Source organism: Rhodococcus sp. EPR-147 (genome assembly GCF_001647185.1).
Lineage (GTDB): Bacteria > Actinomycetota > Actinomycetes > Mycobacteriales > Mycobacteriaceae > Rhodococcoides.
Map to the genome: position 1 here is coordinate 1 of NZ_LVCU01000366.1, position 11503 is coordinate 11503.

Consider the following 11503-nt stretch of genomic DNA (forward strand, 5'->3'; position numbering starts at 1 on the left):
ACGATGTTTCAGATTACCCGCACGCTCGCATGCCGACTCACTGCCGTCGTGCACAGCCGACCGGGCTCAGTGCTGCGGCGTGACCACCGATTCCACGCGGCGTGCCGTCGCGCGTCGAACGTCGGAGTCCGGGTCACGCGTCAGACGGACCGACACATGGCCGTCCGACAGCTTCTCGACCAATCCCTCACCCCACTCGACCACGACCACGGCGTCCGTGAGGTCGGTATCGAGGTCGAGGGCGTCGAGTTCGTCGAGCGCCGACTGCCCCGTCATCCCCAGCCGATACGCATCGACGTGGACGAGCGCAACCGGCGGCAGACCATGGGGCCGCGAACCGGCCCGGTGCTCACGGGCGATCACGAACGTCGGCGAGGTGACGCGGCCCTGCACACCGAGTCCGGCCGCAATCCCCTTCGTCATGGCTGTCTTTCCGGCCCCGAGCGGGCCGTCGAGAATCACCAGATCGCCGGCGACCAGAACGTCCGCAAGCCGTGCACCGAACTCGGCAGTGTCTGCGGCAGTGGCCAATTCGACGTCCACCGGCAAGATCAGCGGCTCGTCAGACAACGCCCCACCGCCGCTTCTTGCCCGCGGCCTCCGTTGCCCGTGCCACGAGGCGCGCGATCGCACCGTTGACCTGTTCCGGAAATTCGAGTTGAACCAGGTGCCCGCCCTGGCGCACACGCACCATCTCCGAACGCGGCAGGGCCTGAGCCAGAGCCTCCGAGCTCGCGAACGGAATGATCCAATCCTCGTCGCCACACACGACCGATACCGGAATGTTCTCGAATTCCAGCAAGGCCTCGGACTCGTCGTGCAACTCGAGCGTCTCGAGGAAATTGACGATCGTGACGACGGACGTGTCGTCGATCATCGACTGGGAGAACGCCACCAGTCGTGGGGACACCCTGGTGCCGTAGGACGCCGCGCGCAGTACCGGTGAGATGAGTGCGCGCACAGCTCCGCGACCGAACTGCACGAAGCCGGGCGACGTCCGCACCGCGAGCCGGAACGCGTCGACCGCCGGATTCTGCAGACTACGACCTACCCCGGATTGCGCGAGACCGGCAGCTGTCGTCGAGATCAGGACTGCGCCGATCACTCGCTGACGCAGCACGTCCGCTCGTTGCCGCGCCATGGACAGGATCGACATTCCGCCCATCGAGTGCCCCACCAGAACGATGCGGCCCTTGGGTACCACCGAGCGAATCACCGCATCGAGATCGAGGCCGAGTTGACCGATGGTGCAACTCTCCGGGCTCGGTACTCCCGACCGCCCGTGACCGCGCTGGTCGTAGAAGACCATGCGGACCGTCGAACCCCATTGCTGTTCGAGTGCACGCCGTTGGAAATGCCACGACGACGTGCGAAGGCAGTAACCGTGTACGAATACGACGGTCAGTTCGGCATCCGACGGACCGACTTCGCGAACCGCGAGCGGCACGCCGTCGTCCGCGGTGACGATACTGCCTCGGTCGGCATCCATCAGGTCGAGATTCTCGGTGGCCAGCGGATCCTTGTTGGACCGGAACGCCGTCTCGCGCACCACAATTGCAATACTCTGCAGCAATCCGAGCATGATCTATTTCGTCGCCTCCCCTGAGTGCGCGGCGACGAACCGTCGTCGAACACGTCCACGAATGCCGGTGACGACCTCGTAGCTGATTGTGTCGAGCGCATCCGCCCAATCCTGAGCGTGCGCTTCTCCCCTGTCCCCTGGCCCGAACAGTAGCGCCTCGTCGCCGACCGCGACACCCGAGCCGCCGCCACCGAGGTCGACGACGAATTGATCCATGCACACGCGCCCCACCGAGGGGTAGCGGCGACCTCCGATGGTCACCTCGAACCGCCCGCTGAGGCGGCGAACGACACCGTCGGCGTAACCGAGAGCGACGAGTGCGACCACGGTGTCTGCGGGAGCGGTCCAGGTGTAGCCGTAGGACACCGATTCACCTTCGCTCACCTTCTTGATGTTCGCCACCTGCGCCGACAGCGTCATGACCGGACGCAGCCCGAACGTTCCCAGCTCGGGCACCGGCGACAAGCCGTACAGAGCAATACCCGGGCGGACCATGTCGAAACCGAGATCGGGTCTGGTCAACGTGGCAGCCGAGTTGGACAGATGCACGACGGCGGGAGGTGTTCCGCGGCGGGTGGAGCGCCGCACCGCGTCTCGAAGCCGCTCCGCCTGGGCATCGTTGGCCGGATGACCCGGCTCGTCGGCGCATGCCAGGTGCGAGAACATTCCGGTCAACCGAACGGTGCCCTCCGCGACGGCAACCGCCGTCGTGTCGAGGACGTCGTCGAGATCAGCTTCCGCGACCCCGTTGCGGTTGAGCCCGGTATCGATCTTGAGCGAGAGATCTGCGGTTCGGCCGACTCGACGCGCGGCGTCGACCACGGCATCGAGCTGGGCGGCCGTGGACACCGCGATCCCCACCTGCTGGGCGATTGCCGCAGCGAAGTCCGAATCCGTTCGATGCAACCACGCCAGCACCGGGACCGTGATTCCCGCTGCCCGGAGTTCGAGGGCCTCGCCGATGGTGGTGACGCCGAGCTCCTGCGCCCCCGCTGCCACTGCGGCGCGTGCGACTTCGACGGCACCGTGGTTGTATCCGTCGGCCTTCACGACCGCCATCACAGCGGCGTCCCCGGCGAACTGCTGCAACACGTGGACGTTGTGAGCCACTGCGTCGAGGTCGACGGACGCCACAGCGCCCGAACCCGTCCGAGGATCGGTCCTCTCGTCGTCGCAGCCGATAGTCACAACATTCGATAGTGCCATCCGGGCCGCCGATACGACGGATCAGGGTGCCACAACTCGTGACACACCTGGTGTCGGACGTGGGCCACGCACGACCACGGTCACAGAGTGAGTGAGCGCACTGTTCGGATCGCGTCGGGAATGGCCTCACACAGCGGGCTCGCAGAAATGGGTGCTGCGAACTCTCCGCCCGAACCGTGAGCCGCACGTGCCGCGGCCAGGGCGTGGACCTTCGCTCCGCAGGCAGCCGCCGTGGACGGTGCCATTCCCGACGCGAGCAGGGCCCCGAGAATGCCCGACAGTACGTCGCCCGAGCCGGCCGTCGACGCGGCCGATCCTCCGGCATCGCTGACGAACGTGGTGCCGTCCGCATCGGCGACGATCGTCGCCCGTCCCTTGAGCAGAACGGTGACGCCCCAACGCGCGGCGAGATCTCGAACCGATCCCACTCGGTCGGGTGCGGGATCGGATCCGGTCAGGCGGGCGAATTCTCCGGCATGCGGGGTCAGCAGGGTCGGTGCGGCGCGTCCGGCAACCCAGCCTTCGTTCTGTGCGAGGACAGTGAGCGCATCCGCGTCGACGACCACCGGCAGGTCCGTGTCCAGAACTCGACGCACGATCTCCGCGGATTCCTCGTCGGTGCCGAAACCGGGACCGACCACCCACGCCTGCACCCTCCCAGCCGTGTCGAGATCCGGGGCGGCAACGACCTCCGGATAGTGCGACACGACCTCTGCGCCTGCGCTTCCCACGTAGCGGACCATCCCGGAGGTGGCCGCGACAGCCGCGCCCACGCAGAGCAGTGCGGCACCGGGGAACGTGGCGCTGCCGGCCAGGACACCCACCACGCCCTGCGAATACTTGTCGTCCGCGGCCGTGGGAATCGGCCACACCCGTCCTACGTCGGCCGGCTCGAGCGACGCCATCGCCGGCGCGGGCAGCTCGAGGCCGATGTCCACGAGTTCGATTCGGCCACAACGAGGTACGGCCAGTACATGCACAGGCTTGCGGGCTCCGAACGTCACCGTCACGTCGGCGGTCACGGCCGGCCCCGGTGCGGCACCGGTCTCCGCGTCCACTCCGCTGGGAATGTCCACGGCCACGATCGGTGAGGTGATCTGCTCGACCACCGCAGCCGCATCGGGCCGCAACGGACCCTTGCCGGAAATTCCCACAATGGCGTCGACCACGATGTCGGCAGGTCCGCACCGAGTCACCACTCGTCCGCCCGACGCTCGCAGGGCTGCAAGACCTTCGGCGTGCACCCGCGTCGGGTCGAGCAGAAGAGCCGACACCGAGACACCGCGGCGACGCAGATATGTCCCCGCCCACAGACCGTCGCCGCCGTTGTCGCCCGTGCCCACCAGAATCGTCACGCGCCGCCCGGCGACGCCGCCCGTGCGCGCGGCCAGTTCGCCCGCCACGACGGTCGCCAAGCCGTACGCGGCGCGCCGCATGAGAACACCGTTGGGCAACGAGTTCAGCAGCGGCGCTTCCGCATTCCGAATCTGTTCGGGTGTGTAGTAACCGCGCATGCCGAGCGCTACTCGACGGTGACGGACTTGGCCAGGTTGCGCGGCTTGTCCACGTCGTAGCCGCGCGCCTGCGCGACCTCGGCGGCGAACACCTGCAGCGGAATCGTCGACAGAAGGGGCTGCAACAGCGTCGAGGCTGCCGGGATCTCGATGAGATCGTCGGCGAAAGGCCGTACGGCCTCGTCGCCTTCTTCGGCGATGACGACCGTTCGCGCACCACGAGCCTGAATCTCGCGAATGTTGCTCAGCATCTTCGAGTGCAACACCGCACGACCCTTCGGCGACGGCATCACGATGATCACCGGCACGCCGTCCTCGATCAGCGCGATCGGACCGTGCTTGAGCTCGCCCGCTGCGAATCCCTCCGCGTGCATGTACGCGAGTTCCTTGAGCTTGAGCGCGCCTTCGAGCGCAACCGGGTACCCGACGTGTCGGCCGAGGAACAGAATGGTCGTGGCCGTCGAGAGCTCTCGTGCGAGCGCCCGAACAGGTTCGACAGTCTCGAGCACCCGCTGCACCAACTCGGGCATCGCTTCGAGTTCGGCGAATTCACGCGCGACCTCGTCGGGATACTTGGTGCCGCGAGCCTGCGCCAACGCCAACCCGACCAGATAGTTCGCGGTCACCTGCGCGAGAAAGGCCTTGGTCGACGCGACGCCGATCTCCGGACCGGCACGCGTGTAGAGGACGGCGTCGGCCTCACGCGGAATCTGCGAGCCGTTGGTGTTGCACACCGCGAGAACCCGGGCCTTCTGATCCTTGGCGTGCCGAACCGCTTCGAGAGTGTCCGCAGTCTCGCCGGACTGCGAGATGGCGACGACCAGGGTCGATCGATCGAGTACCGGGTCGCGATAGCGGAATTCGCTGGCCAGTTCCACCTCGACCGGAAGCCGGGTCCAGTGCTCGATCGCGTACTTGGCGAGCAGGCCCGAGTGGTACGCGCTACCGCAGGCAACGACGAACACCTTGTCGACGTCGCGCAGTTCCTGATCGGACAGTCGCTGCTCGTCGAGCACGATTCGACCGTTGTCGAAGTGGCCGAGCAACGTGTCCGCCACTGCGGCGGGCTGCTCCTGGATCTCCTTGAGCATGAAGTAGTCGTGGCCGCCCTTCTCGGCGGCTGCCAGATCCCAATCGATTCGGAACGGACGCCCCTGCGCCTCGTTGCCCTCGAAATCGCTGATGTCGTAGCCGTCGGCGGTGATGACGACGACCTGGTCCTGGCCGAGTTCGACAGCGTTGCGAGTGTGCTCGATGAAGGCAGCGACGTCGGACCCGAGGAACATCTCGCCCTCGCCGACGCCGAGAACCAATGGCGTGGAGCGGCGCGCCGCGACGATCGTGTCCGCATGATCGGAATGGGTGAACACCAGGGTGAACGCACCTTCGAGACGACGCAGAACTGCTTTCGCGCTGGCCACGAAATCGCCCGCGGTCGGGCCATCGGCGTAGGCACGCGAGACCAGATGCACCGCGACCTCGGTGTCGGTATCGGAGAGGAACTCGATCCCGACCGCTTCCAGTTCGGCACGCAGCGGACCGAAGTTCTCGATGATGCCGTTGTGCACCACCGCGACCGTTCCGGACGCGTCCCGATGCGGATGGGCGTTGCGGTCGGTGGGACGGCCGTGTGTCGCCCACCGGGTGTGACCCATTCCGGTGGTGCCGACGAACGTATCGGTACCGATGTCGTCCAGTTCGGCTTCGAGATTCGCCAGTCGACCCGCCTTGCGCTCGACGGCTGTCGCTCCCGCACCGTCGAGAATGGCGATGCCCGCGGAGTCGTAACCCCGATATTCCATACGCCGAAGCGCCTCGACCACCACACCCAGAGCTGGGCGGTGGCCGACGTAACCCACGATTCCGCACATGGACAATCAGGGTACTCGGCGGGGCGCGCACGACCCATTCGCTCAGGTTGACGTGTCCGGTGTCCCCCTGACGCGCCGCAGTTCGGTAGCGTCATCTCTCGTGGCGAAACCGAAGAAGCTGGCATCTGCTCTCTCCAAGCGCGGCCCGCACAAGGTGCTGCGAGGCGACCTGGCCCTCGCCGGGCAACCCGGTGTCGTCTACACCCCAGCCGAGGGTTACGGCCTGCCCGGCGTCGCCTTCGCACACGGCTGGATGCTGCGTCCCAGTCATTACACCGACACCCTGAAGCATCTCGCGTCCTGGGGCATCGTGGTTGCGGCTCCGGACACCGAGCACGGTCTCGTACCGTCTCATCGCGGCCTCGCCACCGATCTGGGCACTGTGCTCGACATCATGACGGGCGTGCGACTGGGCCCAGGCAACATCAGCGTGCATCCGGACAAACTCGCCACGGCTGGCCACGCGATGGGTGCAGGCACCGCAGTGCTCGCCGCTTCCCGACGATCGGACATCAAGGCCGTCGCCGCGCTGTTCCCCGCACCGACTGCGCCTTCGTCCGAGGACGCCGCAGCCGGCCTTTCCGTGCCGGGACTCGTCGTCGGAGACAACTCGAACGCCGATTCGCTCACCGACAATTCACTCGCTCTCGCCCAGGCCTGGCACGGGCCGTCCATCCTGCGACGAGTCGACGGCTCGACCGCGGACGGTTTCGTCGAGGGTCGCCGGATACTCGGCGCACTCGGTATCAACAAGCCCGACCGCAAGACTCAGCAGCGCACCCGCGCCGTCCTGACGGCCTTCCTGCTGTTCCATCTGACCGGTGACTCCGACTACGAGGAACTGGCCGGATCGACCGGCGAGATCGACGGCACCAGAGCTGTCGATCCACACGCGCCTCTCGACGCGCAGCCCAAGCCCAAGGCGTCTGCGTCGATCAAGGCGCTGCTCGGACGGGGCTAGTCCCGGCTGTTGTCAGACCAGCCAGGACCTCGGCCGTTCGTCGGGGTCTGTCCTGACGTGCGGCGTGGGTTCGCGGCGGTCCAGGTGGGCCGGTTGCAGCACCGAACCCGACACCGACTCGACGTCGGAGTCCGCTCCGCTCACCTCTGCTGAACTCCGTCCGCCTCGGTCCATTGCCGGAGCCTGCGCCCGACTCAACGCCTCCGCCGCCCGCCCCATCGCGATGCGGTGCTCATCGCGTATTCGATGCAACTCCCGACGCCACCCACTGTCGGTGCTCACAGCTCCCCTGCTTCACTGAGGCCCGCGCCGCTACCCGTGTCGGCGGGTTGCGGATCGGTGACCGGTCGATCCGCAACCACCGGATGCTGCACAGCAGGCTGCTCGATGTCGGGTGACTCCGGCGTGCACTGCACCGATGCATCCGAGTCGAATTCGGACGTGGGTGCCGGTTCGGCAGCCGGCACCGGTTCCGCAGATGGCACGGGTTCGGCGGATGGCACCGGTTCCGCCGCCTGTACAGGTTCCGCCGCCGCGACGGATTCTGCCGTGGGTTCCGGTTCGGACGGGGGTTCCGGTTCGGACAGCAACGCTGCAGCCGGGGCCGGTCCGTCCACCGCGTCGACGACACCGGGGACCTCGACGATCTGGGGTAGGCCGAGCGGTCCGATTCCGAGCTCGAACGAGCGAGTTCCGAGTCCGGGAGTCTCGAGTTCGAGAGACACCGTGCCGTCGTGTTCGAGTGCGATGCGGGCGCGATGCCCGTCGAGCTCGGCCTCGAGATGGCCGCGTTCGTCGCCGGGCTCGGGCCACGACTGCCCGGGCTGCGACAACGGGTCCGACTCGGGTGGCCGATCGCCGCTCACGTCCGGAGAAGCTTCCTCGGTGTTCTCGTCACCTGTCCGGCTGTCGACTGCCGTATCGCCTGAGCCCTGGAGATCTCCACTGTCGATCGTCTCGGTCAGCGCGTCGTCGACACGGTCGACGATCTCGGCGACGACTCGATCCACGAGTCCGTCCAGAGAATCCCCCAACTGATCGACGACACGACCGTCGGCGATCAGGGATTCGGCCGGATCCACGCTGTCCGATCCGGCGAGTGCGTTGCCGCCGGGTGGCGAGACGGCCTGGCCGACGGCCTCGGCTCCGACCGCTGCGAGTCCGACAGCTGCGGGTCCGACAGCTGGTCCGGCTCCGGAACCGGCAGGCGCGGAACCGATCCCGGTAGGAGCCGGGTCTACCGAAGAGCTGTCAGTCCCCGGCCACGACGCTGCCACACCGGGTTCGAGTGCCCAACTGCGCTCGTCGGGTCCGCCGAACGAAGGCTCGTGGACACTGCCCAGAATGACCACCACCAACTTCAGACAGTCTCTGACGGCGGTGTCCGTGGCGGTACATGCTGCGAGGACGGCCTCGCACGTGCCCTGCACGCGCGGAACGAACTCGGTGTCGATCCAGCGCCCGCAGCGTTCGGTCACCTCGGCAGCGAACTCGTCGGAGACATCGCCGCTGCGCACACCGTCGTTCAGATCCTCGAACGCAGACGCCAATCGTGGGAACACCGACTCTCGATCGACCGGCAGGCACTCGATTCCCGACGCCAGCAGAATCGCATCGATCTGGTCGACGTCTTTGCCGTCCACCAGGTCGGTGTCGAGGCCGCCGACGAGCTCGGCCTTGTCGGTCACTGCGTCAAGGAGAACGTCGACGGCCGCACACATCGTCTGGTGAGAATCTTCGATCGACGCGAGGAACTGGGAAGCCTTTTCCTGTTCGGCCGAAAGATAGGTCTGCACGGCATCCCCCGCCTCACCGTGCCAACGCAACTGCAGGACCCGGCGAAGCTGAATCTGCTCCTCGAGCTGATCGGCAAGTACTGCGGACACCGTCCCCACGGCGTCTGCATCGTGTCCGAGCGCACCGAGGTTCAGCCCACGCTGCTCGTCGTACCTGGCGCACATGTCCTGATACTGCGGAACCTCGACGCCCGGGACACGGCCGACCAGTGGCAGAAAGCGCTCGAAGAACAGCAATCCTTCGGCGTTCGCATCGAGAATCTCGTCTATCGACGCCCTGTCACCGGACGAGGCCGAAGGAGGTGTCACCGGGGTGACTCGATCGCGTACGCGGTGGCGTCGTCCTGTTGCTCGTACTCGTTCATCGCAGTGGTGAGGGCATCGGCAATGTCGTCGACCGCGAACCGCCATGCCCCGACGGCACGCCCGAGCCCGAGGTACGCCTGCGAGTACGCAGCGCCCAGGTCACCGTAGTTCCGTCCGGCCCCGGCTGCGCCGAAGCCTGCGTCGGCGACGGAATCGGCGGCGTCACCGAGCACTTCCGCCGACGACACCAATGCATCTGCCACCCCGCGAACCCGGTCCGCGTCCACCCGAACTCCGTCGCTCATACGTTCCCGTTCCCCCTCCGAGTACCCCTTTCTCACTATGACGTGCGCCGACTCACATCGGTTCCCCAGGGAGCGGTAACGTCCCGATGTGAAATGTCCGTAACAGGTACCTGAAGTGGCTGCACCAGCTACTCACCGAACGAGGAGTCCCATGCACATCGGAACGATGCTGAACTACAGCGGTGGTTTCAACGAGACCGTTGCCGAGGTCGCCGAGCTCGAGAAGGCAGGTCTCGACATCATTTTCGTGCCCGAGGCCTACTCGTTCGACGCCGTCAGCCAACTCGGATTCCTCGCGGCCAAGACGAGCACGATCAAGATCGCATCCGGCATCTTCCAAATCTACACCAGGACACCGTCACTGACCGCCATGACCGCCGCCGGTCTCGACTACGTCTCCGAGGGCCGATTCGTGCTCGGTCTCGGCGCATCGGGACCGCAGGTCGTCGAGGGCTTCCACGGCGTCAAGTACGACGCACCGATCGCCAGAACCCGCGAGGTCATCGAGATCTGCCGCCAGGTCTGGCGTCGCGAGAAGGTGCAGTATCAGGGCAAGCACTATCAGATCCCGCTGCCGGCCGACCAGGGAACCGGTCTGGGCAAGCCGCTCAAGTTGATCAATCACCCTGTGCGCGATCGCATTCCGGTCGTCATTGCCGCACTGGGCCCCAAGAACGTCGAACTCACCGCCGAGATCGCCGAAGGCTGGCAGCCCATCTTCTACTTCCCGGAGAAGGCCGCCGACGTGTGGGGCGATTCCCTCGCAGCAGGCAAGGCCAAGCGTGACCCGTCACTCGGCGAGCTCCAGGTATTCGCAAGTCCGACGCTGGCCATCGGCGAGGACGCGGAGAAGTACCTCCCCTGGGTCAAGCCACATCTGGCGCTGTACATCGGCGGCATGGGAGCCAAGGGCAAGAACTTCTACAACTCCCTGGCTCAGCGATACGGATACGAGGCGGAGGCCGAGAAGATCCAGGACCTCTACCTGGCCGGCAAGAAGGAGGAGGCCGCCGCGGCAGTTCCCGACGAGCTCGCGCGCGCGGTCAACCTCATCGGCCCGGAAAGCTTCGTCAAGGAGCGGGTCGCAGCCTTCGCCGAAGCGGGTGTCACCACCCTCAATGTCGCGCCGCTCGCCGAGAACACCGCAGGCCGCGTCGCGCAGCTGACCGCACTGCGCGAACTGACGGCCTGAGAAACGTCAGACAGACGCGACCCGGCCCGCCAGCTCTTCGGCGAGCCGGGTCGCGACGTCGAGTTCGGACGCTTCCACCATCACCCGCACCAACTGTTCGGTACCGCTGGGGCGCAACAGAACTCGACCCGATTCCCCCAGTTCGCGCTCGGCCGACGCGACGGCGTCCGATACCGACGGTGCCGACGCCACCGCTGCTTTGTCCGACACGCGGACGTTGATCAGCACCTGCGGCAGTGTCCGCATCGCCGACGCCAGGTCCGCGAGGGACCGCCCGGTCTGCGCCATCCGCTCCATCAGTCGCAGGGCAGTGGCAATTCCGTCTCCGGTCGTTCCGACTGCGGGCAGCACGACGTGTCCACTCTGCTCACCCCCGAGCGCGAACCCGCCGCGGCGTAGCTCCTCGAGCACGTATCGATCTCCGACCGCGGTGGTACGCAACGTGATTCCGGCCTCACGCATCGCAATGTGCAGACCGAGGTTGCTCATCACCGTTGCGACCAACGTGTCGTCGGTCAGGTGGCCGGCGTCGTGCATCGCGATGGCCAACACCGTCATGATCGCGTCGCCGTCCACCACGGAACCCGACGCATCGACGGCGAGACAACGGTCGGCGTCTCCGTCGTGCGCGATACCGAGGTCGGCACCGTGCTCCACGACGGCCTTCTGCAATCCCTCCAGGTGCGTCGACCCGCACCCGTCGTTGATGTTGATGCCGTCGGGTTCTGCGTTGATCGCCACGACCGTCGCACCGGCCCGTCGGTAGATCT

At 66.6% G+C, this 11503-nt stretch carries 10 protein-coding genes and 1 pseudogene; 2 read left to right on the forward strand and 9 right to left on the reverse strand.

Features of this window, described 5'->3' with window-relative positions; translation table 11 throughout:
• Window positions 1-66: 66 nt before the first annotated feature.
• The 5 genes from tsaE to glmS form a co-directional block, all read right to left on the reverse strand.
• Window positions 67-570, reverse strand: coding sequence for a tRNA (adenosine(37)-N6)-threonylcarbamoyltransferase complex ATPase subunit type 1 TsaE (tsaE, locus tag A2J02_RS16480; RefSeq protein WP_068051294.1), 504 nt, complete (start codon window positions 568-570; stop codon window positions 67-69).
• Window positions 563-1582 (reverse strand): alpha/beta fold hydrolase, encoded by a 1020-nt coding sequence (locus A2J02_RS27770; protein ID WP_068051296.1) that lies wholly within the window; start codon window positions 1580-1582, stop codon window positions 563-565. Before A2J02_RS27770 ends, tsaE begins: the two co-directional genes overlap by 8 nt.
• A gap of 3 nt (window positions 1583-1585) precedes the next feature.
• Window positions 1586-2788 carry an alanine racemase gene (alr, locus tag A2J02_RS27775; RefSeq protein WP_197478044.1) on the reverse strand — a complete coding sequence of 401 codons (1203 nt, stop codon included), beginning with the start codon at window positions 2786-2788 and terminating at the stop codon, window positions 1586-1588.
• Window positions 2789-2868: 80 nt separating this feature from the next.
• Entirely contained in the window at window positions 2869-4302 is a 1434-nt protein-coding gene (locus A2J02_RS16495; protein WP_068051299.1) for a bifunctional ADP-dependent NAD(P)H-hydrate dehydratase/NAD(P)H-hydrate epimerase, read from the reverse strand.
• A gap of 8 nt (window positions 4303-4310) precedes the next feature.
• On the reverse strand, window positions 4311-6173 hold the full coding sequence (gene glmS / locus A2J02_RS16500; protein ID WP_068051303.1) for a glutamine--fructose-6-phosphate transaminase (isomerizing): 1863 nt from the start codon (window positions 6171-6173) through the stop codon (window positions 4311-4313).
• Between the two features lie 100 nt (window positions 6174-6273).
• On the opposite strand from glmS, the gene A2J02_RS16505 reads away from it, so the two are divergent.
• The gene (locus A2J02_RS16505; protein ID WP_068051305.1) at window positions 6274-7134 is read left to right on the forward strand and encodes a dienelactone hydrolase family protein; all 861 of its coding nucleotides are present in this window, start codon (window positions 6274-6276) and stop codon (window positions 7132-7134) included.
• Window positions 7135-7146: 12 nt separating this feature from the next.
• Here A2J02_RS16505 and A2J02_RS16510 read toward each other — a convergent pair whose 3' ends face one another.
• From A2J02_RS16510 to A2J02_RS16520, 3 genes are read right to left on the reverse strand one after another with little or no spacing between them, the layout of a single operon-like run.
• Complete coding sequence (locus tag A2J02_RS16510) at window positions 7147-7416, reverse strand: hypothetical protein (protein WP_156516251.1); 270 nt, start codon at window positions 7414-7416, stop codon at window positions 7147-7149.
• The gene (locus A2J02_RS16515; RefSeq protein WP_068051309.1) at window positions 7413-9239 is read right to left on the reverse strand and encodes a hypothetical protein; all 1827 of its coding nucleotides are present in this window, start codon (window positions 9237-9239) and stop codon (window positions 7413-7415) included. Before A2J02_RS16515 ends, A2J02_RS16510 begins: the two co-directional genes overlap by 4 nt.
• Window positions 9236-9541, reverse strand: a complete 306-nt coding sequence (locus tag A2J02_RS16520) for a type VII secretion target (RefSeq protein ID WP_068051310.1) — start codon at window positions 9539-9541, stop codon at window positions 9236-9238. The genes A2J02_RS16515 and A2J02_RS16520 overlap by 4 nt, the downstream gene beginning before the upstream one ends.
• Window positions 9542-9692: 151 nt before the next feature.
• Between A2J02_RS16520 and A2J02_RS16525 the strand changes: the two genes are divergently transcribed.
• Complete coding sequence (locus A2J02_RS16525) at window positions 9693-10733, forward strand: LLM class F420-dependent oxidoreductase (RefSeq protein WP_037188278.1); 1041 nt, start codon at window positions 9693-9695, stop codon at window positions 10731-10733.
• A 6-nt stretch (window positions 10734-10739) separates the two neighbouring features.
• Here the strand turns inward: A2J02_RS16525 and A2J02_RS16530 are convergent.
• Window positions 10740-11503: pseudogene (locus A2J02_RS16530) on the reverse strand (phosphoglucosamine mutase); the annotation flags it as partial.